General features: G+C 63.0%; 23 protein-coding genes and 2 tRNA genes. 15 read left to right on the plus strand and 10 right to left on the minus strand.

Annotated elements, in window-relative coordinates; translation table 11 throughout:
* Nucleotides 1-166: 166 nt before the first annotated feature.
* From EJJ38_RS05135 to EJJ38_RS05150, 4 genes are read left to right on the plus strand one after another with little or no spacing between them, the layout of a single operon-like run.
* Nucleotides 167-1,297, plus strand: coding sequence for a hypothetical protein (locus EJJ38_RS05135; protein ID WP_127089056.1), 1,131 nt, complete (start codon nucleotides 167-169; stop codon nucleotides 1,295-1,297).
* On the plus strand, nucleotides 1,298-4,843 hold the full coding sequence (locus EJJ38_RS05140) for a hypothetical protein (protein WP_127089057.1): 3,546 nt from the start codon (nucleotides 1,298-1,300) through the stop codon (nucleotides 4,841-4,843). It begins immediately after the preceding gene.
* 3 nt (nucleotides 4,844-4,846) lie between these two features.
* Nucleotides 4,847-5,284 (plus strand): terminase small subunit, encoded by a 438-nt coding sequence (locus EJJ38_RS05145; protein WP_127089058.1) that lies wholly within the window; start codon nucleotides 4,847-4,849, stop codon nucleotides 5,282-5,284.
* Between the two features lie 11 nt (nucleotides 5,285-5,295).
* Nucleotides 5,296-5,634, plus strand: coding sequence for a hypothetical protein (locus EJJ38_RS05150; RefSeq protein WP_127089059.1), 339 nt, complete (start codon nucleotides 5,296-5,298; stop codon nucleotides 5,632-5,634).
* A gap of 33 nt (nucleotides 5,635-5,667) precedes the next feature.
* Here the strand turns inward: EJJ38_RS05150 and EJJ38_RS05155 are convergent, their stop codons facing one another.
* On the minus strand, nucleotides 5,668-5,859 hold the full coding sequence (locus tag EJJ38_RS05155; protein ID WP_127089060.1) for a KilA-N domain-containing protein: 192 nt from the start codon (nucleotides 5,857-5,859) through the stop codon (nucleotides 5,668-5,670).
* A gap of 270 nt (nucleotides 5,860-6,129) precedes the next feature.
* Here EJJ38_RS05155 and EJJ38_RS05160 point away from each other — a divergent pair, with 270 nt between their 5' ends.
* From EJJ38_RS05160 to EJJ38_RS20250, 3 genes are all read left to right on the plus strand, one after another.
* Nucleotides 6,130-6,900, plus strand: a complete 771-nt coding sequence (locus EJJ38_RS05160; RefSeq protein WP_127089061.1) for a hypothetical protein — start codon at nucleotides 6,130-6,132, stop codon at nucleotides 6,898-6,900.
* A 197-nt stretch (nucleotides 6,901-7,097) separates the two neighbouring features.
* Nucleotides 7,098-7,478 carry an SH3 domain-containing protein gene (locus tag EJJ38_RS20890; protein WP_164738419.1) on the plus strand — a complete coding sequence of 127 codons (381 nt, stop codon included), beginning with the start codon at nucleotides 7,098-7,100 and terminating at the stop codon, nucleotides 7,476-7,478.
* 781 nt (nucleotides 7,479-8,259) lie between these two features.
* Nucleotides 8,260-8,427: a hypothetical protein gene (locus EJJ38_RS20250; RefSeq protein WP_164738420.1), complete on the plus strand. Its 168-nt coding sequence runs from the start codon at nucleotides 8,260-8,262 to the stop codon at nucleotides 8,425-8,427.
* A 171-nt stretch (nucleotides 8,428-8,598) separates the two neighbouring features.
* Here EJJ38_RS20250 and EJJ38_RS05175 read toward each other — a convergent pair whose 3' ends face one another.
* A complete protein-coding gene (locus EJJ38_RS05175) occupies nucleotides 8,599-9,375 on the minus strand; it encodes a LuxR C-terminal-related transcriptional regulator (RefSeq protein ID WP_127089064.1) in 777 nt (258 codons plus the stop codon).
* A 92-nt stretch (nucleotides 9,376-9,467) separates the two neighbouring features.
* Between EJJ38_RS05175 and EJJ38_RS05180 the strand changes: the two genes are divergently transcribed.
* Genes EJJ38_RS05180 through EJJ38_RS05190 form a run of 3 tightly spaced genes read left to right on the plus strand, consistent with a single transcriptional unit; the run spans nucleotide 9,468 to nucleotide 11,560 of the window.
* Nucleotides 9,468-10,109 (plus strand): acyl-homoserine-lactone synthase, encoded by a 642-nt coding sequence (locus EJJ38_RS05180; protein ID WP_127089065.1) that lies wholly within the window; start codon nucleotides 9,468-9,470, stop codon nucleotides 10,107-10,109.
* Nucleotides 10,069-11,358, plus strand: coding sequence for a cytochrome P450 (locus tag EJJ38_RS05185; protein ID WP_127089066.1), 1,290 nt, complete (start codon nucleotides 10,069-10,071; stop codon nucleotides 11,356-11,358). Before EJJ38_RS05180 ends, EJJ38_RS05185 begins: the two co-directional genes overlap by 41 nt.
* Nucleotide 11,359: 1 nt before the next feature.
* Nucleotides 11,360-11,560, plus strand: coding sequence for a hypothetical protein (locus tag EJJ38_RS05190; protein ID WP_127089067.1), 201 nt, complete (start codon nucleotides 11,360-11,362; stop codon nucleotides 11,558-11,560).
* Between the two features lie 245 nt (nucleotides 11,561-11,805).
* Here EJJ38_RS05190 and EJJ38_RS05195 read toward each other — a convergent pair whose 3' ends face one another.
* Nucleotides 11,806-12,306: a thermonuclease family protein gene (locus tag EJJ38_RS05195; protein ID WP_127089068.1), complete on the minus strand. Its 501-nt coding sequence runs from the start codon at nucleotides 12,304-12,306 to the stop codon at nucleotides 11,806-11,808.
* Complete coding sequence (locus tag EJJ38_RS05200; protein ID WP_338021850.1) at nucleotides 12,306-12,620, minus strand: helix-turn-helix domain-containing protein; 315 nt, start codon at nucleotides 12,618-12,620, stop codon at nucleotides 12,306-12,308. The genes EJJ38_RS05195 and EJJ38_RS05200 overlap by 1 nt, the downstream gene beginning before the upstream one ends.
* Nucleotides 12,621-12,652: 32 nt before the next feature.
* On the opposite strand from EJJ38_RS05200, the gene EJJ38_RS05205 reads away from it, so the two are divergent.
* Complete coding sequence (locus EJJ38_RS05205) at nucleotides 12,653-12,997, plus strand: hypothetical protein (RefSeq protein WP_127089069.1); 345 nt, start codon at nucleotides 12,653-12,655, stop codon at nucleotides 12,995-12,997.
* A gap of 131 nt (nucleotides 12,998-13,128) precedes the next feature.
* The gene (locus EJJ38_RS05210; protein ID WP_127089070.1) at nucleotides 13,129-13,527 is read left to right on the plus strand and encodes a hypothetical protein; all 399 of its coding nucleotides are present in this window, start codon (nucleotides 13,129-13,131) and stop codon (nucleotides 13,525-13,527) included.
* Between the two features lie 159 nt (nucleotides 13,528-13,686).
* Here the strand turns inward: EJJ38_RS05210 and EJJ38_RS05215 are convergent, their stop codons facing one another.
* From EJJ38_RS05215 to EJJ38_RS05230, 4 genes are all read right to left on the minus strand, one after another.
* Nucleotides 13,687-14,232 carry a hypothetical protein gene (locus EJJ38_RS05215; protein ID WP_127089071.1) on the minus strand — a complete coding sequence of 182 codons (546 nt, stop codon included), beginning with the start codon at nucleotides 14,230-14,232 and terminating at the stop codon, nucleotides 13,687-13,689.
* Between the two features lie 216 nt (nucleotides 14,233-14,448).
* Nucleotides 14,449-14,524: transfer RNA gene (locus EJJ38_RS05220), tRNA-Ala, on the minus strand.
* A gap of 65 nt (nucleotides 14,525-14,589) precedes the next feature.
* Entirely contained in the window at nucleotides 14,590-14,997 is a 408-nt protein-coding gene (locus EJJ38_RS05225) for an energy transducer TonB (RefSeq protein ID WP_127089072.1), read from the minus strand.
* Nucleotides 14,998-15,243, minus strand: coding sequence for a hypothetical protein (locus EJJ38_RS05230; protein WP_127089073.1), 246 nt, complete (start codon nucleotides 15,241-15,243; stop codon nucleotides 14,998-15,000).
* Between the two features lie 142 nt (nucleotides 15,244-15,385).
* Between EJJ38_RS05230 and EJJ38_RS05235 the strand changes: the two genes are divergently transcribed.
* The gene (locus EJJ38_RS05235) at nucleotides 15,386-15,988 is read left to right on the plus strand and encodes a glycosyltransferase (RefSeq protein ID WP_127089074.1); all 603 of its coding nucleotides are present in this window, start codon (nucleotides 15,386-15,388) and stop codon (nucleotides 15,986-15,988) included.
* 166 nt (nucleotides 15,989-16,154) lie between these two features.
* On the opposite strand, the gene EJJ38_RS05240 is transcribed toward EJJ38_RS05235, so the two are convergent.
* Nucleotides 16,155-16,361 (minus strand): DUF1127 domain-containing protein, encoded by a 207-nt coding sequence (locus tag EJJ38_RS05240; protein WP_245454122.1) that lies wholly within the window; start codon nucleotides 16,359-16,361, stop codon nucleotides 16,155-16,157.
* Nucleotides 16,362-16,663: 302 nt separating this feature from the next.
* Here EJJ38_RS05240 and EJJ38_RS05245 point away from each other — a divergent pair.
* Nucleotides 16,664-16,737 (plus strand) — tRNA-Gln (locus EJJ38_RS05245).
* 145 nt (nucleotides 16,738-16,882) lie between these two features.
* Here EJJ38_RS05245 and EJJ38_RS05250 read toward each other — a convergent pair.
* The gene (locus tag EJJ38_RS05250; protein WP_127089075.1) at nucleotides 16,883-18,469 is read right to left on the minus strand and encodes an FAD-dependent monooxygenase; all 1,587 of its coding nucleotides are present in this window, start codon (nucleotides 18,467-18,469) and stop codon (nucleotides 16,883-16,885) included.
* 119 nt (nucleotides 18,470-18,588) lie between these two features.
* Between EJJ38_RS05250 and gpmI the strand changes: the two genes are divergently transcribed.
* Nucleotides 18,589-20,112, plus strand: coding sequence for a 2,3-bisphosphoglycerate-independent phosphoglycerate mutase (gene gpmI / locus EJJ38_RS05255; protein WP_127089076.1), 1,524 nt, complete (start codon nucleotides 18,589-18,591; stop codon nucleotides 20,110-20,112).
* Nucleotides 20,113-20,191 lie beyond the last annotated feature (79 nt).

The raw sequence follows: 20,191 nt of genomic DNA on the forward strand, positions 1-20,191 counted from the left end.
TTTCGAGCGCTCTGCTTGAGGTGGCGCGCCGAAATCACATGACCAAAAGCGAATATCTTCGTCGCTGTGCGCTGGAGCGCATGGAGCGTGAGGGCGTTCGCGTCCCGGTCAAGCCGACAACCATCCTCAATTCCGCTGATGCGGGTGAGTGCCGAGGGGGTAAGTGATGGCTCAATTCCCCACCGTCCGCGCGGGCGTCTCGAACGTCCAGATGCCCAAGGCCAATGCAGATTGGCAGAGTGTGGTGTCGGAGCTGTTCAACGACTATGCGGCAGGCCAGCAGTATGGCCACCAACGGAACATGCAGACGGGCACGCAGGCGGCCATTGATCAGGCGGGGCCGAACCCGAATTGGGGCTCCCTCGCGCAGCAGCTCATTGGGCTTGGAAACTTCCAGGGCGCCAACACTGCGGCAAACATGGCTCAGAATGAGGAAAACGCAGCAGTGAGGCGCGAAATCGCGAAGTCTCGCGCGGCTGCCGGCACGCCGAAATACAGCCTCAACGCCACCTATGGCGTTGATGAGAACAACAACCCTGTGATGTTGCAGGCGGGTAGCGATGGGACGGTCAAGCGCTCCATCATGCCCCCTGGTGTGCAGGCCTCCCCGAAAGCGATCCAGGTTGACGCAGGAACCCACTACATCCTCCTTGACCCCTTCACGCGGCAGCCTGTCGGTCAGGTTCCTAAGGACGTGTCCGGGGAAGCGAGGGAGAAGGAGAGGGGGAAAGGCGAGGGGGAAGCGCTGACTGCTATCCCCGGCGCCAAGTCGATGGTTGACCAGGTGACGGCGCAGATTAACGCCCTCAAGAACGACCCCTATTTGCCCAGCATGCTGGGGCCGATGGCATCACGCTTGCCGAATTGGTCCGCCGATTCCGAGCGGGTGCAATCCCGGATGAGCCAGCTTCAGGGCGGCGCGTTCCTTCAGGCCCGCGAGATGCTGAAGGGCGGCGGCGCCATCACGGATTACGAGGGGCAGAAAGCCGAACAGGCATTCGCGCGGCTCAATGCAGCCCAGAACCCCAAGGATTACATGGAGGCGCTGGATGATTTTCAGGCCGCTGTAACCCAGGGCCTTGCGAAGCTCCAGGCGCGAGCGGGCGCCGCCGCTTTCCCTGCCGCCCCGGCCGGGGCTCCGGCTGGCGCTCCCCCTGCAAACGGATACGGCGCCGCCCCAGCCGCATCTCCTTCGGGGGCGGCGGTGAATTTCCTTCGGCAGAACCCGCAGCACCGTGCCGCCTTTGATGCGAAGTACGGCGCAGGCTCCTCTGCTCGCGTCCTTGGGGGGCGATGAGTGGCCAACATCTTCGATCAATTCGATGAGCCGCAGGGCGCCCGCGTACCGGCCTCCATTCGGAACAACAATCCGGGTGCGCAGTGGCCTGGGCAGTCCGCCAAGCGCTTCGGCTCGACCGAGTTCGAGACACTGAACGACGGCCAGGGGAACCGCATCGCGAGGTTTGAAACGCCCGAGCAGGGAGCGGCCGCGCAGTTCGACCTATTGAGCCGCCGATATGCCGGGATGCCGCTTAACGACGCCATCCGCAAATGGTCCGGCGGCAATAGCCCGGATGCCTATACGGCCTCCGTCGCGCGCTCCATGGGGATGCAGCCGACGGACCTCCTATCTGCGGACCTGCTATCCGATCCCGCACGCGCTGTTCCTTTCGCCAAGGCCATGGCGCGGGTCGAGGCGGGCCGCGACTTCCCGATGAGCGATGAACAGTGGATGAGCGGCTTTCAACTATCCGGCCAGCCCATGGCTTATGCCCCGCAGGCGCTTCGCTCGCCTGGAGGTGCAGCGATTGACGCCGCGACGGCGCGCGGGGCGAAGGGGAGCACTATGGCAAACATCTTCGATCAGTTTGACGAACCTGCGCCCCGTGGTGCTGCTCCCGCGCCCGGCCCAAATATCTTCGATCAATTCGATGGGCCTTCGATTGCCGGGCCGGGGGGCTTCGACACTGCCTTTTCCGGGATGCCGACGCAGGGCTCGCCAACCTCACTTGCCGGCGCCCCCCTCATGGCCGAGGGTCTTCGTCGGACAGGCAAAGAAGCCGGATCGTGGAACAATGCCACGGCCGGGCTGAACGACGCGATTTACACGCTTGCCGGCGCCCCGGTGGACGCGGCCCGATGGGTGTTGAATCAAGCGGGGCGGCAGGCGCGCGCAATCAGCGGCGCTCCAGTTCAGGAAATCCCCGCGTCCAGCCCCGGCGGAAGCCAGTCCATCGCGGGATGGGGCGAAAAGCTGGGCATCAACGACCCGTCCAATGTGGTGGCCGTGACCCCCAGAGAGCAGATTGCGCGGGCGGCGGGTGCCGGCGTCGGCTATGCCATCGCGCCGGAAGCCGCGCTCTTGGGCCTCGGCCGAGCTGGCGTCCTTACGGATCGAGCGGTGAATGCTGCCGCTCCCTTTGTCGGGCGCTCGGCCACGGCTGGCGACGTAGCGGGGAGTGCTGTCGTTGGCGCGGCCTCCGGTGCCGGCGCCGAACGGGCAGCGGACATGCTCCCGGAACAATATCGCCCCCTCGGGGAACTGGCGGGCGGCCTCCTTGCCGGCGGCGTCGCGGCGGGCGCGACCGCACTCCCGTCTGTCGGGCGAGCAATTCTCCAGCCCAGCCAGAACCAATTAGCCCCCCTCACGGCATCGGGCCGGGAACGATTGGCGGCCGAAGCGCTGACTTCGAGCGCAACTGATCCCTATGCCGTGCGGGAAGCCCTAGACACGGGCTGGAAGGAAATCGTTCCCGGATCCTCCCCGACAACGGGGCAGATGACTGGCGACATGGGTCTCTTGAGCCTGGAGCGCGGTGCGCAGACCAGGCGGCCGGACGAATTCAACATCCGCCGGGCGGAACAGAACGCCGCTCGTCGTGGTGCCCTTGAAGGGATCCAGCCACAAGCAGGCTCTGAGGAAGTGGTGAACACGCTTCGCCTCGGCCTCTACAACATCGATCAAGCGACCAATTCCGCTATCGAGGCGGCGATGGCTAAGGCCAGGGATGCCACGGCGGCCATGGGCGGCCGGGGAACGCCAGAGGGCTATGGCGCCGCCATTCGTCAGGGAATTGCCGATGCCGAGACCGCCACTCGGGCGCAAGAGCGTGCGTTCTGGAAGGCGGTTGACCCTGACAATTCGCTTGCCCTGCCGGTGACTGAAACGCGGAAGGTCGCGCGCGAAATCCCGAAGTCCATGCCTAAAGCTGGCCAGCCGATGGAGGGTGAGGAACGCGAAATCTTCATTGCCGCATCACGTCTGCCCGCCGTCGCCCCCTTCAATGAATTGACGGCGCTGCGCTCGTGGGTGTCGCGCACGATGCGCAAGGAGTTGAAGGACAACGGACAGACGCCGATGTGGGCGCGCCTCGCCCAGCTCCGAGGGAACATCGAGGCCGACATTGAAGGCGCAGTTTCTGCTAAGGTGGCACAGGAGGCCGATGCGGTTGCGCGCGGGGAAATGAGCCCCGACGTGACCATGCTCGCTAATTTCCAGAAGGTTGCGGATGCCTGGATCGCACAGCGAGACGCCGGACAGCTTGGGCGAGAGGCTAGCTCGGGTTTTGCCGCTCCTGAAGGGAATATCTCCGGAGGAAGTCCCGGCTTTTCTGGCATTCGCGGAACAGCGGGCCAGGGCCGAGGGGGATTTTCTGACACTGCGGGCAATCAAGGCGTACCGGGATCTGGCGGCCTCGCCCCCAATTTCGACGCCGAAGCCGCAGGACGACTGAAGACCGCCAGCGACGCCACCAAGGCGCGTGCGCAGACCTATGGGGGTGGACAGGTCGGCCAGGTCATGCGCCGCGAGGGGGCTCAAGGGCCGTATGCGGTGCCCGCCGGCACTGTGCCAAGCCGGTTCTTCCGCCCTGGCCCCCGTGGCTATGAGGATGCGCAGGCCCTTCGCAACGCCACGTCGCCCGAAATCATGGCCGAGGTGCGCGATTACGCGCTTTCGACCCTGCGCCGGGTAGCGGAGCGCCCTGACGGCACCCTTGACCCCGGAAAGGTCAGCTCCTGGAAGCGCCAGCATGCCGACGCGCTCCGGGCCTTCCCCGAAATCGCGGATATGGTGGCGGATCCGGTGCTTGCCTCTCAGGGTATGGAGGCGGCGGCCATCGAACGCAAACGGGCCATGTATGCCTTCCAAAGTGGCGCCGTTGCTCGACTCCTCAAAATTGAGGAACCCTCCGACATCGCCCGCACGCTGGGGGGCATCTTCAGCCGTCAGGACGCGGCGCGCGAGTTGGCCACCCTTCGCCGGCAGATCGGCGGGAACAAGAATGCAGCCGAGGGCCTGAAGAAAGGCATTCTCGACTATGTGACGACCCGCTTCGTCTCGAACACCGAGGCGGGTACGTCCGAACAGACCCTCTTGCGGTCAGACGCCTTCCAATCCTTCATCCGCCAGAATGCAGCGGCCTTGCGCAACGCCGGGTTCTCGGAAACGGAAATCAGCGTGATGCGCGCCATTGCGGCGGATCTCCAGCGAGCAAACCGCTCGCTCACGGCGGCCCGCATCCCCGGTCAATCAAACACCGCGCAGGACACCATTGCGGCAAACAGGGGGGCAGAAAGCGCCCTTTCCCGCCTCATCGGGTTTTTCGGGGGGCCTCTTGCCGCCGTTACTGGAGTTGTCGGAAGCGGCGCCGTTGCCGTCATGCGGAAAGCGGGATTGGAGACGGTGGACGACCTGGTGAAGGACGCGCTTCTAAATCCTCAGCGCGCTCGTGCTCTCCTTGCAAAATACCCGCCGAAGTCCACGCGGCGGGACGAGATCCGTATCATGGATGCCTACAAGAAGGCGGTGCCGGCCGCCCTTGGATTTGGGGAGGATCGATAGTCTGTGCCGCCCCTAACCAATCAGCGATGGGAGCGCTTCGCCCAAGAGCTTGCACAGGGTCTCTCGGCCTCGGCGGCCTATGTCGCGGCCGGCTATCATCGCAACGACAGCAATGCCGCCAGGCTGAACGGAAATGAGCGGGTGAAGGCCCGTGTATCTGAACTTCAAGCCCGAGCGGCTGAAATGGCAGGCGTGACCCTGGCAGGCATTACCCAAAGCCTCATGCGCATCGCGCAGGACGCCGAAAGGGATGGCGACGCCGCAAACCGATCCGTGGCCCGTGCCGCCCTGATGGATGTAGCCAAGCTTAATGGCCTCGTGGTGGACCGCTCCGAGAACGTCACCCTTACGCACACAATCAGTGGCGAGTTGCTGAGCGATGAGGAATGGGAACGCGCATATGCGACCGGCCGGGCAGATCCGCAGAGATCACAAATCTAAGAGGTGAATTGGTGACAAACACGCGCAGCCTTGCCAACCTGAAACCCTTCAAGAAGGGCGAGGGAGGCCGCCCCAAGGGCGCTCGCAACAAGCTTGGAGAGGAATTCCTGAACGCCCTTTATGTGGACTTTCAGGAGCACGGTGCGGAAGCGATTGTCCGGGTGCGAGAAGACAAGCCGGACGCGTATTTGAAGGTCATTGCTTCGCTGCTGCCCCGACAGATCGACCTTACCGAAGCCGGGCCGCTGGAAGAGTTGACTGACGATCAACTGACACGTTTGATCCTAGACCTCAAAGAAGCGGAGCAGGCAGCGACCCAGCCAAAGGCTGATGAGGGTCATCGTCACTGAAGGCGATGTCTGCGCTCTAGCCCGATGCTAGCGTTACAGCACCTCGCGCACCGCCGTGTTGCGCCACATGTGAAACTCGGGGGAAAGGTACTTGGCGTAGGCGAGGCCGATCTGCCAGTGGGCGTAAGTGCCGCCGCCCTTGCCCCGCTTCGTAGTCATAACCTGCCCGACAGTCAGGTTATGGGAAATGGCGACGTGGTCCATGTGTGCACCCCTTCTCATCATCCAGGCGGGATGCCGTTGGATCTGGTGGCGGTAATCCCGACATCAGCTTTTTCGTCATCATCCAAGCGCTTCGCATCCTCTGAAATTCGGAGGATGTGAGCCTCCCGCTGATAGTACAGCGGGTAAACAGCGCGTTCCGCATGCCCGGCTTACGGGAACTCCTTCAAACCATGAACATCCCGCCGATACAACTTCTGCGTACACACCCGCTAGACAAGGCAGGATTGCGGAGCAACTATTGCGCGATAAAATGGCCGGGGGGAGGCGAAAATGGCAGGGAGTAGTAAAAGACTCGCGGTGTGCGGAGCTTTGTCGCTTTTTATGCACGGTTGCGTGACATCCGAGACGATATCATTCCAGCCCAAGGCCCAGCAAGAAGCTATAGTCCGAGATGGTCAGCCTGGGCTTGTTTCTAAGCGTGCAAATAGCGTTGCCATTGTTGCCCCAGCTAAGCGCAACCCCAGCGCAGGCGCCCGCCCGACTTTCACAGTAGGCGTATACAACGCTGGAAAAACTCCGGTAACAGTATTCGTATCGAATATCTCTGCTGAGCAAATGAAGGACGGCCAGCCGGTAGCCCCATTAAAAGTATATACATACGAAGAGCTTGTAAACGAAGAGAGGGCGAGGCAGGTTGTATCCGCCATTCTGGTAGGTACAGCGGCAGGTCTAAACTCGGCAGCCGCATCAAATGCCGGCTACTATTCGCAGACATCCCAAGTATATACCCCCTATGGTTCCGGAACGGTGGTCACCTCAGGATATAGCCCAACAGCCGCTGCAATCGCGCAAAGTAATGCCTCCGCGCAGAATGCCGCAATGATCGATAATGCGGCGGCTACCGGGCAAGCGAGAATGACGCAACTTGAAAGGGTCGTTTTTAAAGACAACACCGTTCTTCCGGGTGAGTGGTATGGCGGCACAGTCACCTTCGACCCCCCCCAAGTCGATAATGCAGCCTCGTCTAAAGTTTACAGGATCACCATTCTCGTGGGAGCAGACAAACACGAAGTCGATATCGTGCAGGCGGCAAAGGGCTGAACGTGGCCCGCCACAAGGTCGGTTCGCTGATTTTCCTGCTGCTACCTTTTGGATGGTGCGTTAGCCAATTCTCTGGACCCACACCGAAGCCGAGAGAAGACAAGACCTATTTGCCAGCGCCTCTAATGTCGCCGGCCAGGGTGCCCAATTCCCCTCCTGCATTGACACCGTCAACGGCCATCCCAGCGTCTCGCACAATGTTCGCCTCTACCAAGGCGAATGTCCGCTCATCTCCGTACACGTCAGCGCCCATCGTTTCTGTTCTCGATCAAGGCGAGGCCGTTGAAACCATTGGCGAGCAGAATGGTTGGCATCGCACCCCTAAAGGATGGGTTGCCGCCCGCCTATTAACTGAGGCGAAGCCTGCGAAAGAGGTTTTGCTGGCGCAACCTACCCCGACCAAGCCCGCAGCCTCCCAACCAGCGCGAGAGACGCGTCCCGCTCCAGGCACGCCAATTCGAGGATCATATTTGGGGACTTGCGACTGCCCATATGATCGAAAACGCAACGGCGCAATCTGTGGCGGGTCAAGTGCATACAGTCGACCAGGAGGACGAAACCCTGTTTGCTACCACTAGGCGTCAATGAAGCGCATCATGTCCTAAGTTGAGCCTATACTTTTAGGGTGCGCGCTATCTTATTTGGGCTGAGTGCAGGCGAGCCGATTTTCGTCTTGGTGCGCTCAGCAAGGCGGCGGGCGCAGACGAGCGCGTCACCGTCCAATTGCAGAGCGTCCGCCAAGGCAGCCTCCCACTTCAGCAACCAATTTCCTTCCGGATCGCATCCACCTGCTGCTTGGAGCGACAGACATTCTCGCACGGGATGCCGTCTCCGTCCGCGTCCGCCCGGCTGTAGCCGCCACACCAGAGCTGGACCGCCTCGCGGCAACTGGAAACGGTCTTGCAAGATCCCGCTACGAGGATGACTTCAGGCCCGACACCGCCAGGGATGGGCGAGAATTGTCCTGCAGCCAGAACGGCGGCGACTAAGATTGCCTTCATTGCTCCCCCCAGCGTCTGTACAGGGGGAGAATTGCAAAGATACAGCTTCTAGTCGAGTGGGGGCGCGGCTCGCAAAGTCCCATCGGGGAGAGGCCGTTGAAGCGTCTGCGCCTCCGACCACGGGGCCCGCATCCAAACGTCACGCTCTTCGGCCGTGACGAGGCACACCGGCATTGCCTTCTGGTGGACGCTGGAAACCTCAGCGTTCGGGCTTGCAGGGCCACTGATGGGCCAGAGAGAAGTGCGGCGACTGGTCGATTATCCATATGCCGTTGTGCACGTTCGCTGCTGGCGCTGCCCGCTCGCGCGAGGTTATCGGGTAGCGCGGCTCGCCGCGAAGCTGGGGGCGGACATCGACTTGCACGAGATGCTTGACCTTCTGGAGTGCGGTCGTGGGCGACCGAAGAAGCTCCGCAAGCTCCAGGACTTTTGCGCGGTGATGTATGCGGACCTGATCCAGGAGGCGGCTTCCGAGCAGGCGGGCTACAATGCGCGTGAGCGCTTGTTCTATGAAGATGGCACCTAGCAGCGCTGCGATCATATCGAGCGCGCGCCCCGCCAGATAGGGTGGCCACGGCGGGGAGGCTTGTCAGGGCTCTAACTGCCCCGCCGTGGCTTGGCTGTCGCCATCGTGGCACGTGACGATAAGCGGTTGCACTGTATCTCATTGCAATGGATGCGTGAAGTGAGGCGGCATCTAGTTGTCAATCAGACCCAAGAAAATCGCCCGCGCGACGGCATGCGTCTTGTTGTTTGCGTTCAACTTTTTGATCGCAGATCGAATATGCGTCTCGGCGGTGTCGTTTGAGATCGAGAGAATGTCAGCGGTGTCCTGCACAGTCTTTCCAGCCGCTGCCCAGGCCAGCACCTCGCGCTCGCGATCCGTTAATGTCGGGGTGTCCTGAGGCTCGATCCGGCGCACCCGGCCGTCACGCTTGCGCTGCTGGTCGATCATCTCTGCTGCGCGCTGACACCAATACAGAACGATCAGGTGCAGAAAAGCTCGCGTTGCGTCGGAGGCACGAGCAAAGCTCCGCACATTATCAGTCCAGAAGAATGTCACGACGCTGGAATAAGGCCGTCCAAGACGATCGACGTAATGGACCGGAATCACAAGTCCTTCACGGTATCCATGGTCCGTTGCGACGGTCATGGTGCGGTGCGCTCCTGGCATGCGCCCAACAAGCCGTGCTGGGAGCTTCACGGAGCCCCAGGTGAATGGGGTGTTCTTCCGTCGCATGACCGGAATCATCGGATCGACGGCAATCAATCCTTCTGACCGATAGTCGCTATCAAACCCCTTTTTGATGGTGTTGATCACTGTGGGGTGGGCGTCGCCGAAACGGGGGGCATCCACAAAGCTAAATGCGCTATAACCACATGATTCCGCAACGTTTTGCAGGATCTCCTTAAGCTCCGACAGAGATTGCCCTGCCTCGATCTTTACAACTATCGCCTCAATCTCTGGCAGCATGACTACCTAGCCGAGTGTAAAACTCACGGAAAACCGTGATACCCGCGCTGCGGGAGCTTTGCCACCCTCCGGTTGAGTGTGGGGGGTGGCAAATGTTGGCTGGACGGCTGCGCGGGCGAATATTTTTCGCTGCGGACGATGATCGCCTATGTCGTGAGGTTCAGGTTTTCCGCAGGCGCATGTTTGTCGATGAACTTGGCTGGGACCTCACGGTTCATGACGGGCGGGAGCACGACGAGTTCGACCGGAACGACGCGATCCTGTTCGCATTGCAGCGTCACGACGCCGTTGTCGGCTGCTTCCGGGCACTGCGGTGCGATCGGCCTTATCTCAGCCGTGAAGTCTTTCCGGGTCTAGCCTCAGACGTCTCTTACCCGAGCACGAGCGATTGCTGGGAGATCAGCCGTCTTGCGGTGAGCGACCGTTCGGCAGGCGCGCCGCTCTACGCGGCCATGCTCGACTTCGGTTGGAAGCGACGGGCGCGTGCCTTGGTGGCGTTGGTTGACCTCAGCCACGAAAGGATGTTGCGCGCGATGCAAATCCACACGCGGCGCTATGGCGCGCCAGCAGTGGTCGGCATCAATCGGTCAGGCCGACAGATCGATGCCGTCGCCGGTGAGATCCCCCTCGATGAGCAAAGCCCGGTGCTGCATCGCGCCGTCTCTCAGATCCTCGCGCATATGGAGATTTCGGATGAAACACTGGTTCTCGGACCTGATCGCGTTTCAGCGTGATCCCCTACGCTTTTTTGAGCAGCACGGGCGTGCTGCGCGCGAGCCGCTCGTCCCGCTATCGATGGGCCCCTACGCGGTGATGCTGGTCGCCGATCCCGAACTTATCAAGCCGATCATGAAGGCCGAGGAGGCTGTGATCGACAAGGGCAAGTTGATTTTCAAATTGCGTGAGATCATCGGCAAAAGCTCCATGACGCTCTCGGGCGAGGCACATCGTGCGCGGCGGGCTGCGTTGCATCACCAGCTTGCCCGTGGTCTCGCCACGACTTACGTGCCGCAAATCGCAGCGCTGGCCAGAGCGCAGGCCGCGGCATTGGCATGCGAAAGCGAGTTTGACGCGCATCACGCGACCTCACGGCTAACGTTGCGCGTTATCTGCAACATCCTGTTCGGCCCTGGCGTGCTCAGCTCCGGTGACGAGAACGCTCTATGCGAGGCGATCAAGCTCGTAGAGGACGATCTGGCTGCGGATATTTTCAAGGTGCTCCCCGATCTTCCTTGGGTTGCCAAGCGGAAGAAGGCTCGGATGCAGTCCGGCCGCGATATGATGATGATGGTCGTGGAGCGGGCCCGGAAGAGGGCTGCATCCGCAAGTGTGCTGCGCGCCTTGGAGGATCTCGACCTCACATCAGAGGAGATGGGCGACGAGGTACTGCTGCTGCTGCTCGCAGGACACCATACCACTGGGACCGCTGCAGCGTGGTTGTTGTGGCATCTAGCGCGCGACCCCGCGCTCGCCGAGCGCCTGGCGCAGGAGGCGCAGTCCATAAGCGATGCGGCCGGCGAGCTACGCCCGGACAGGTTGCCGAGCGCTCCCGTCAGCCTCGCCTTCACGCGCGAGGTGTTGCGCCTCTATCCGTCCGCCTGGTGGCTATCGCGGGAGGTCAAGGCGCCGATCGAGCTGGGTGGTCGGAAGCTGAAGCCCGGAACGTCCTTGCTGATCTCACCCTGGCATATGCACAGAGATCCCCGCTTCTGGGCCTCACCGGAAGAGTTTCGGCTCGACCGCAAATTCAGCGGCCCCGCCTATCTCCCCTTTGGGGCAGGCCCTCGCGCATGTGTCGGCATGGGGGTCGGTATGCTGGAGCTTCAAATTCTCGCGCTAGAGTTTGCATCTGCATACGAGCTGGAGGCCGCCGATATTGATGTGGGGGCGCCGCATCCCTCGATCACCCTTGTCCCGCCCCCAATCCATCTACGAATTAGAAGCCGGGTGCCCGCTGCTTCTGACATGCCAGGAGCCGCGTGATATGCACATCAAGAAGACAAATCAAAACGCCAAACCTGATATCGCTGCAATGAAGACGTACTTAGAATACGCTCTCACGGATGCCAAGGTAATAGACAAGACAGTCGGGCTACTTCTGGAAAGTGCCATTCGCAGGCTTTGTCAAATGCACGCAGAGCGGATACAGGCGGAACAATTAGATCAACGAAGGCAGATCAATTGACGCCAATCGCGATTCGAGTGCTGGAGCCTATGATTGGCGATGGCGCCTAGCCGGCGATCCACTGCCAGAGCTTCGCGGCCGGTGCCGCCAGCATCATCACCCACAGGGCACCGCTCACCGCAGATATAAGCGCCCAGGCCGCCAACCATTTGCCGAGCGGAGCGCGACTGGAAGTCCAGGAGCCCTCCCATCGGTTTTCGTTCGCCGGGCGCGCGAGGGCAGGGCGTCGGAGCATAGTGGCGATATCAGCGTTGGCGCTGCGCTCTACGCCATTCCCACGGCGCTTCGAAAGACCACTGCCAAATGCCGGCTCTCGCTTCACGCGCCCGCGCCTCCTGCTCCACATATTCGCGGCTGTAGCGTACATAAGCGAGCGCCCAGCCTGCCGACACCATGGCGGCGCCTACATCCTGCCCCGCGACTGAGCATCTGGCTAGGATGCGTTTATAGCGGTCTCGGCCAGCTTCAGTGCAGGTGACGGTGTGGGCGCGGATCAGCTCCGAAAGCCAAAAGGCGGCCCGCTGCCCGCATCGGATCTGTTGGCCTGTGGCGCTCTCGGTGCAGAGTTGCCTGCTCTCCGGCGCATCGATCCCCTCCAGCCGGATACGCGCACCGTGGATTTCGATAGTGTCGCCGTCAATAACTGAGGCGCGGCCAATGATGGGCTCGGCTGCGAGCACTATCGAAGGGACCGGAACAGAACTGCACGCCCAAGCAAGCACCCAAATGAGTCTGGTGCGCACCACTAATCCTCTTGGATTTTATTGAGCCGGACGCCGGGGCCACCGCCGTTCTGCGGAATGAATTTGACGCCAGCGGCCTCAAGGGCAGCCCGAATGGCAGCCATGTTGTTCGCCATCGGCACGGATCTTCCAGCCTCGAAATTCCTGAGTGTGCTCAACCCCACATTTGCGGCGGCGGCCAACTCGGACTGCGACCATTCGATAAGGCCACGAGCGGCGCGACATTGGGCGGGCGTCATAAACACTCCATGCTGATTTGCATCAACCTTAACGTTTTTCGTTTGACACGTCGATGCATGACGTTTTAGCTTAACCATAACGAAAATCGTTAATTAGATGGAGAAGCCGTATGCCTTCCGCGCTTCGCATTGAGACTGCTTTCTCTTCGCCTGCATCCTTTAACAGCGCCCTGTCCGGCAGCGTGGTTCTCGCGGACCAACTGGCAGACCTGATCGCCGCCTATCATCAGGAGCGGGCCGCGATGAATGCCTATCCGGGCGAAATCCCGGAGGGCTATCCGACGCCGGCCTTCGACCGGCTGGACGGCGAGGATGACTTGCCGACGCCGCAGAGCCGCGAGAGCGCCCTTGCGGCTCTGCGCGCGGCCCTGAGGGAGAATGATGAGTACCTGGGCGCGCCCATGATCTCCAACCTTCTCCGTGCAGCGGCGACCTATTTCGAGTCCGTAGCGTAGATCTGTCCGCCAGGATCCCGACGTAACGCGCGAGGTGGTTGAGCGGATCGGCATGGTGCCAGCCACCACCGGGCGCGAACAAATAGACGGCATTCCTAACTCTAACGCACGCTGGTAATGGAGGCGCTACAATGAATCGACGTAAAGCTCTTGCAGGGCTAGCCGCTATGCCGTTCGGAGTTGCCGCGACGGGGCTTCTCGCGGCGCCGGCAACAGACCCGATCTTTGACCTCATCGAACAGCATCTCGCGGTGCATAATGAATTCAATGAATACCTGCGCCTCTATGGCGACGACGCTGACGACGATGCCGAGGCAGACCGATTAAGTGCGGCCGAAATCGCTCTACGGTATGAGGTATTAACCACCTCGCCCAAGACTGCCGCCGGCGCGCTGGCAGTCTTAGAGCACCTCATAAGCCGCTCCCCCAAGGGACACCGCAACTTCGTTTTCGATGAGCAGCAGGCGGACGCTCTGTGCGGATCTTTCATCGACTTCATGCGCAGTCTTCTGGGTCGTGGTGGCGCCTGAGGGAGGCGCGGCGCGATCCAGCGACCCACGCCGTGGCGCTGCGCCTCCTCGCGCTTTTCCGGCAGAAGAGGAGTTATTTTGCCAGAAACGGCCGGCTCGCGGCTGCTACCCATCATCTCGGGAGCGCAAACCTGATTTTTTCCAACCAATACGGGAATCTCAAAGCTTAAACGGCTCTACGCTCTTCCTCATGCGACCTTTTCGCGATTTAGCGGATGATGGCGGCAAGGGCGGGAACTGCGCAAGCAGGCTCATGAGATAGCTGCCGCCGTACTTGCGAGCCCTCTCTTCCTTGTTCAGCAAGTAGCGCTCAAGGTCATGCCTGAAGTCGTTTTCGCGTTGTGAAGCCCTTCCCTTCGCAAATCCATCAGTAGCTAGCCTTTCGGCGGCGAGCCGGATCGCCGCACGCAAAAGCCACCGCAGCTCCTCGTCACACGGGTTGTCATCGGGTAGTAGTCGGCCCTTGAGAGCTTGCAGCCCCGATTGAATCGCTGGGAATAGCCGCACCTCGTCGGTGGTGAGGTGCCCATAGAGGTCGTACAACGCGGACCCCACCGGGTATGAGCTTTGGCCGCCCCTCGCGATGCCTCTCAGCATCTCGACAGCAAGCTTTTCGAAAGCCCAGGCGGCTCCAGCTTCAGCGATGCGCGCCGAGTCGTCGCCTGCTTCACCACCGCCACCATCAGTCGTACGGAGATCAGCCATGCCTTCCTCCCCGCCCCAGGTGAGGGTAGGCCGAGGTAATCTTGGCTGTCCAGTTCGACGGAAAGCGAGTTCACGAAATCCCAGATAATCCCGGCGAATCCCGCCAAACCTGTCTGCGCCCGTCCGAATGAGCAGCACGCGTTGGGGTAAGTGTTGGGGTGAAGTTCTATGCGCTTAAAAAAAGAGTAATGATTTCAGAATGTTGTGAAATCTAATTGGTGGAGCCGAGGGGAATCGAACCCCTGACCTCTGCAGTGCGATTGCAGCGCTCTCCCATCTGAGCTACGGCCCCGTACCTTGGGAGGCGCCATTTACTGAACCTGCTCCCCTGCTGTCAAGCCAGGCGAGAAGCGCCGTTCAGATATCCACCGCCCGTGTGCGAAGTGCAGCGGAAAAACGCACGGTGAGGACGCGCGAGGCAACCACGCGGCCCAGTTCTGGGGTCATGTGCAGCGGGGTGCAGCGCTGAAGGGCCGTGAGCGCAGCGGCCACGAATGCCTTCTGCGCGGTCGTATCGCCCGTGAGGCGTGAATAGGTGGCCAACGGCACGCCCTTCATGGCGCCTTGGGCGTTGAGGCCGAATCGCAAGGTGATCTGCGATCCCTCGCTGCCTGCGGGGGCTCGCCAGCAGGCTTGGAGGGCTGGCCAGATCTGGTCCAGGTGGCTCAGGGGCGTGAGGGGTTGCTGCGCACCTGCCGGCCCTGAGGGCAGGCAGGTGAGCGCGGCGAGTGCCGCAAGCCCGACCATATGCGCGCGGCGATTCATTCAGCCCGCCCGTGTGCGGGTCTCGATCAGCGCCGCCACTTCGGTGAGCGCATCCGCCAGCGCCCGGAGCTGTGCCGGATCCAGCGAGATCTGCACCGCGGGGGAGGGCAGGCCCGGCCCCCGGGGCACGCCAACCTCGAATCGCACGCCGCCCATGTGTCCGTCGAACACCGCCGTCGTGAAGGCCTGGAGGGGCCACACCTTGAGCCGACCGGCCTCGTCCTTGTCCCAGTCCGTAAAGTCCATGCGTTTCCTCTTTTCGTCTTCCGCCCTGTCGCAGTCCGGCCGCTTCCGTGGCAAGGGAAGGCAGCGGGCGTGAGTGATCCTTCAGGATCGACGCAGGACGCCCGTGGCATTATAGCTAGACAATTGCGAGGCTGGCGCGGCATTGATTTCGGTCGTCATTCCCACCCACAATTCGGAGCGCGCGCTCGTTCCGACCCTGGCCGCCCTGGTGCCGGGCGTGACGGGAGGGATTCTGCGGGATGTGATCCTCGCGGACGGCGGCTCAAGCGACGACACTGCCGCCATCGCAGACGCCGCCGGATGCGTCTTCCTTCCCGGGTTGGCGGACCTGGGCACGCGGCTGAAGCAGGGCGCGGCGCAGGCGCGCGGACGCTGGATTCTCTTTCTTCATCCCTATTCGCTTCTTGAGGAAGGCTGGGTGCGGGAAGTATCGAGCTTCCTGGAGCGCGCGGAACGGCGCGGCGCGGCGGACCTCGTGGCTGCGACCTTCCGCCTGTCCGTGGATGGATACGGCTTTCGACCGCGCCTGGGGGAGGCGGTGGCAGCGGCCCGGCTGGCGGTTACGGGGCGTCCGCGGCCGGGGCAGGGGCTTCTGCTGTCAGCGCGACATTATGAGCGGCTCGGTGGTCATGGACCGGGTGCGGGAGCGGAGCGGCGGCTGATCGCGCGCATCGGGCTCCGGCGCCTTCATGTGCTGCGGGCGAGCATTCTGCTGCCCGAGGCGATACCGGCCGGAAAACTCTGAAGGACGAGGGCTGTCCTGAAAACGAGTGTCCGGGAAACGGGTGTTGTTGAAACAAAGGCGGCCGCGCAGGCTGCGCGGCTCCTTCGTGTCGGATGCACCTGCATTTTCAGCGGCGCATCGTCCGTCTTCGGTCTCCGGCGCTTGCGTGCCTTCGACCCGTGCGGGCTCAGTGGCCGCGCACGACCGCCTGCGGGATTTCCTCACGGGTGAGGCCGATGCGGGCGAGGTCCGTGTCGGACAGCCGCGTCAGGTGCTTGTACTCGGCGGCCATCTGGCGCGCCTCACCGACCGCAGCGACGAAATCCGACACCATGGCGCCAAACCGACCGAACAGGCGGGCTTCGCGAACCGGGTGGGTGCTCATCGTGGTCATAGTTGCCTCCGTCTTACGGATCCTTTGATACGGCAAAGGTGTGCGTTGCAACATAGCTGATTGTGCATGGCACCATTGCGAGCCTGGTATACCGCCGACCAGAATTAAGAGTGTCCTAACCATAAGCCTGGAGATCGGGCGGTAGAGGGGGAAGGCCGTTTCGGGGGGGCGCCTCATCGAAAGAGCACACCTTTTTGCGAACCCCCCACTGGACCCCTGCTGACGAATTGCGTATAGAGCGGTCCTCGCTGTGCGGCCCTCATGGACCGCATAGTTCGCGCCCGCAAATTCCGGGCGGCCGTTGGGGGATAGTTCAACGGTAGAACCGCGGACTCTGACTCCGTTAATCTAGGTTCGAATCCTAGTCCCCCAGCCATTCCATAGATCATTGAGAATACGCGGCTTCCACTGGGCACGCAGATGTCTGCGTGGTCGCTTCCCCGCGCGCTGCAGGCTGTGGTTCGGTTCTTCTCTCCGACGAACGGGCGGAAGGGCACGGCCCTTCCGCCACCAACAGAGATTCAGCCTATCCGCCCCAGCACCGATTCGAGGAATGTCGCCCGCCCCGCCGCATCGGACGGCGCGCCGCGCCAGGCGATGTAGCCGTCGGGGCGCACGAGGATCGCCGCGCAGCCCGCCATGGTCCGGTAGGCGCTCTCGGTGTCCTCCACCAGCGTGACGCCGAATGGGTCGGGCAGGGCACTGTCCGCCGGGGCGAGGGCGATGAGACGGAAGGGCAGGCGGTCGCCCAGTGCGGCGGCTTCCGCCTCCAGCGGGGCGAGATCCTCGGCCATGCCCACGGGGGCGAGCAGGACATGCTCCGGGCCCTTCAGCAGGTCGAACAGGCGCAGGGGGAAGCCGACACCGCGCCGTTTCAGGCCGGCAAGGTCGGGCATCCGGTCGCCGGGTTGCAGCGTTGCATCTCCCGTGACGGGGGCGACGGCGGGGGTGCCGCGATAGGAGACGCGCATCTGGGTGTGGGCGAGCCGGTCCGGCGCCTTGGGGCGGTCGATGGCCATGCTCTCCTTGATGGTCTGGGCGATGACGCCCTCGGCCACGGGCTGGCGCTCCGCTTCATAGCTGTCCAGCAAAGTGGGCGCGGCCCGGCCTTTCAGGACGAGAGCCAGCTTCCAGGCGAGGTTATAGGCGTCCTGGATGCCGGTATTCATGCCCTGGCCGCCCGTGGGCGGATGGATGTGGCAGGCATCGCCCGCGATGAAGACCTGTCCTTCGCGGTAGCGGACGGCGAGGCGCATGGAGATGCGGAAGCGCGAGGACCAGCGCAGGTCGCTCACCACGGGTGGACGGGCGAGGACGCGATCGGCCACCTGCTGGATGTCCGCGAGTGACGGCCCGGCCTGCTCGGACTGGATGCCGTGGGCGACACCCTCGCCCGGCGCCACGGGCGTCTCGGATTCCAGCATGGAGACGCGGTAGCGCCCGTGCTCGGGCAGGGGAATGGCGATGAACATGTCCGGCGCCTGGTCTTCCAGGGGGCGGATGGCACGCAGGGCGACGCCGCGCGGCAGCTCTTCGCCCTCCGGCCAGTCCAGGCGCACATCACCCAGCATGAAGGGGTAGGGCCAGGCTTCGCCCTCAAAGGGAATATCCAGCAAATGGCGAACACTGGAATGGGCGCCGTCGCATCCCACCACATAGCGGGTATGCGCTACCTCGGCGCCACCGGGGCCTTCCAGGTCCGCGCGCACGATGCCGCCTTCCTGGGTCAGGGACGTGAGGCGCACGCCCCGCTCCACCGTGATGCCGAAGCGGGAGAGATGTTCCGCGAGAACCCGCTCGGTCTCGCCCTGGGGCACACCGAGGGCGGCATAGGGCAGATCGGACAGGTCGGTGGCAAGATCGCGCACGGGCTGCCCGGTCACTGCCAGCCGCGTGGCGGTGAGCCAGAGACCGGCATCGATCATCTGCCGGGCCACGCCCATGTCTTCATAGACTTCCAGGGTCCGGGACGTCACGCCGATGGCGCGGCAGAAGGGGAGGGGCGCCAGATGCGCCTCGATGATGCGGGGGCGGATGCCGTGCCGGACCAGTTCGCACGCCAGCGCAAGACCCACCGGGCCCGCGCCCACCACCAGAACCTCAAGCATGCCCCATTCCCTCGATGATCCGTCTCGGGGACCTTACCGCCTTGACCTTGCCACAAGGAAGGCGTCATGACGCGACCGTCGCGGTCGTTTCAGGCGCCGCTGTTGGAGTGAGGTCTGTCATGTCGTCGCGCGTGCCCACCATGCTGGTCGTTCTCGATGGATGGGGATGGCGCGATGACAGCGCGGACAATGCGGTGCGCCTCGCCCGCACGCCCAATTTCGATCGCCTCTACGGATCTTCGCCCCACGCCTTCCTCGCCACGTCCGGTCGGGATGTGGGCCTGCCCGTGGGGCAGATGGGCAATTCCGAAGTGGGCCATCTCAATCTGGGTGCGGGCCGCGTGGTCATGCAGGACCTGCCGCGCATCGATGCCGCTATCGAGGATGGCAGCCTGAAGACGCGCCTCGCGGACAGCGGCCTTGTGGCGGCGCTGAAGGCGAGCGGGGGCACCTGCCACATCCTCGGCCTCATGTCGCCGGGCGGCGTGCATGCCCATCAGGATCATACGGTGGCGGTGGCCCGGCTCCTTGCGGAGGAGGGCATCCCCGCGAAGGTGCATGCCTTCACGGACGGGCGTGACACGCCCCCGCGCTCGGGCGCCGACTTCATGGTGCGCCTCGTTGCGGACCTGCCTGCCGCCGTTCCGGTGGCCACCGTCTGCGGGCGTTATTACGCCATGGACCGCGACAATCGCTGGGAGCGCGTGCAGCGTGCTTATGAACTTCTGGCGCACGGCAGGGGCACGGTGTTCGAGAGCGCGGAGGCGGCTGTCGCCGCCAGTTATGCGGCGGATTTCTCCGACGAATTCCTCAATCCGGCGGTGATTAGCGGTTATGCGGGCATGGCGGATGGGGATGCCATCCTGTGCACCAATTTCCGCGCCGACCGCGCCCGCGAGATCCTGGATGCGCTGCTGCTGCCGCAATTCGACGGCTTCGACCGGGGCACGCCCATCCGCTTCGTGGCGGCGGCGGGCATGGCCTCCTACAGCTCCGGCCTCGATGGCGTGATGAAGACGCTGTTCCCGCGCCAGTCCCTGGACATGGGCCTGGGCGAGACGGTCGCCGCGGCGGGGCGCACCCAGTTGCGCATGGCGGAGACGGAGAAGTATCCGCACGTCACCTATTTCTTCAGCGGCGGACGGGAAGAGCCCTATGCGGGCGAGGAGCGCATCCTCGTGCCTTCGCCGAAGGTGGCGACCTATGACCTCCAGCCGGAAATGTCGGCGCCGGAATTGACCGACAAGGCGGTGGTGGCCATCGAGAGTGGCGACTACGACCTCGTTATCCTGAATTTCGCCAATCCCGACATGGTCGGCCACACGGGTAGCCTGCCCGCCGCCATCAAGGCGGTGGAGACGGTGGATCGCGGTCTCGGCCGCATCGCGGAGGCGGTGCTGTCCATGGACGGCGCGCTCCTGGTGACCGCCGACCACGGAAATTGCGAATTGATGCGGGATCCGGAGACCGGTGGGCCTCATACGGCGCACACCACCTTCCCGGTTCCGGTCATGCTGGTGGGGCGTCCCGGCTTCGCGCTGAAGAACGGCCGCCTTGCGGATGTCGCCCCCACGCTCCTGTCCCTCATGGGCGTGGCCAAGCCGGAGCAGATGACGGGGCAAAGCCTCGTGATGAAGGGCTGAAGCCGGTGGGGAGAGGCGGTTGCCGTCTCTCGAACTCCGGCTCGGTTGCCGTGCTTTAAATCCCGCCCTCGCTGCCCCC

Source organism: Aquabacter cavernae, from assembly GCF_003993795.1.
Classification (GTDB): domain Bacteria; phylum Pseudomonadota; class Alphaproteobacteria; order Rhizobiales; family Xanthobacteraceae; genus Aquabacter; species Aquabacter cavernae.

What these genes read in the sequence shown, in the direction of transcription:
- EJJ38_RS05135 (WP_127089056.1), top strand. Translation starts at nt 167, where the DNA reads ATGGCTCAATTCCCCACCGTCCGCGCGGGCGTCTCGAACGTCCAGATG.
- EJJ38_RS05175 (WP_127089064.1), bottom strand. Translation starts at nt 9,375, where the DNA reads ATGCTGCCAGAGATTGAGGCGATAGTTGTAAAGATCGAGGCAGGGCAA.
- EJJ38_RS05155 (WP_127089060.1), bottom strand. Translation starts at nt 5,859, where the DNA reads ATGATGAGAAGGGGTGCACACATGGACCACGTCGCCATTTCCCATAAC.
- EJJ38_RS05210 (WP_127089070.1), top strand. Translation starts at nt 13,129, where the DNA reads ATGAATCGACGTAAAGCTCTTGCAGGGCTAGCCGCTATGCCGTTCGGA.
- EJJ38_RS05200 (WP_338021850.1), bottom strand. Translation starts at nt 12,620, where the DNA reads ATGGTTAAGCTAAAACGTCATGCATCGACGTGTCAAACGAAAAACGTT.
- EJJ38_RS05190 (WP_127089067.1), top strand. Translation starts at nt 11,360, where the DNA reads ATGCACATCAAGAAGACAAATCAAAACGCCAAACCTGATATCGCTGCA.
- EJJ38_RS05250 (WP_127089075.1), bottom strand. Translation starts at nt 18,469, where the DNA reads ATGCTTGAGGTTCTGGTGGTGGGCGCGGGCCCGGTGGGTCTTGCGCTG.
- EJJ38_RS05230 (WP_127089073.1), bottom strand. Translation starts at nt 15,243, where the DNA reads ATGGACTTTACGGACTGGGACAAGGACGAGGCCGGTCGGCTCAAGGTG.
- EJJ38_RS05180 (WP_127089065.1), top strand. Translation starts at nt 9,468, where the DNA reads ATGTTGGCTGGACGGCTGCGCGGGCGAATATTTTTCGCTGCGGACGAT.
- EJJ38_RS05205 (WP_127089069.1), top strand. Translation starts at nt 12,653, where the DNA reads ATGCCTTCCGCGCTTCGCATTGAGACTGCTTTCTCTTCGCCTGCATCC.
- EJJ38_RS20890 (WP_164738419.1), top strand. Translation starts at nt 7,098, where the DNA reads ATGTTCGCCTCTACCAAGGCGAATGTCCGCTCATCTCCGTACACGTCA.
- EJJ38_RS05160 (WP_127089061.1), top strand. Translation starts at nt 6,130, where the DNA reads ATGGCAGGGAGTAGTAAAAGACTCGCGGTGTGCGGAGCTTTGTCGCTT.
- EJJ38_RS05240 (WP_245454122.1), bottom strand. Translation starts at nt 16,361, where the DNA reads ATGACCACGATGAGCACCCACCCGGTTCGCGAAGCCCGCCTGTTCGGT.
- EJJ38_RS05185 (WP_127089066.1), top strand. Translation starts at nt 10,069, where the DNA reads ATGAAACACTGGTTCTCGGACCTGATCGCGTTTCAGCGTGATCCCCTA.
- EJJ38_RS05215 (WP_127089071.1), bottom strand. Translation starts at nt 14,232, where the DNA reads ATGGCTGATCTCCGTACGACTGATGGTGGCGGTGGTGAAGCAGGCGAC.
- EJJ38_RS05225 (WP_127089072.1), bottom strand. Translation starts at nt 14,997, where the DNA reads ATGAATCGCCGCGCGCATATGGTCGGGCTTGCGGCACTCGCCGCGCTC.
- gpmI (WP_127089076.1), top strand. Translation starts at nt 18,589, where the DNA reads ATGTCGTCGCGCGTGCCCACCATGCTGGTCGTTCTCGATGGATGGGGA.